This window comes from Roseateles sp. P5_E11, assembly GCF_054049355.1.
The window spans coordinates 1-594 of the sequence record NZ_JBFUMO010001185.1 but is presented as its reverse complement, the minus strand read 5'-3'; the positions used below and the strand labels follow the sequence as shown (position 1 = coordinate 594).

General features: G+C 67.2%; 1 protein-coding gene. It reads right to left on the bottom strand.

Annotation, left to right across the window (positions count from 1 at the left end; genetic code table 11):
• A partial coding sequence (locus ACXJKR_RS34235; RefSeq protein ID WP_457326655.1) for an SIS domain-containing protein occupies positions 1–594 on the bottom strand: 594 nt, incomplete at both ends.

Sequence of the window (594 nt, the reverse complement as noted above, 5' to 3'; positions counted from 1 at the left end):
CTTCCTGCATATTGCTCTTGAGCTTCTCCAGCAGCGCGTCGTTGGGCGCCACCGTCACCACCGGCATCTCGGCCGTCACCAGGGCCAGCGGGCCGTGCTTCAGTTCACCGGCCGGGTAGGCCTCGGCGTGGATGTAGCTGATTTCCTTGAGCTTGAGCGCACCTTCCAGCGCGATTGGGTAGTGCAGGCCGCGGCCCAGGAACAGCGCGTTTTCCTTGCGCGCGAACTCCTCGCTCCAGGCGATGACCTGCGGCTCCAGGGCCAGCACGGCCTGCACGGCGACGGGCAGGTGGCGCAGATCCTTCAGGTGCTCGGCCTCGTCTGCCTCGCTGAGGTGGCCCCGCGTCTGCGCCAGGGCCAGCGTCAGCAGGAAGAGGCCGACAAGCTGGGTCGTGAAGGCCTTGGTGGAGGCCACGCCGATCTCGGCGCCGGCACGGGTGATGTAGGCCAGCTCGCATTCGCGCACCATGGCGCTCGTGGACACATTGCAGATGGTCAGCGTGTGCTTCATGCCCAAGGAACGGGCGTGCTTCAGTGCGGCGATGGTGTCGGCCGTCTCGCCGCTCTGGCTGATGGTGACGACCAGGGTGCGCG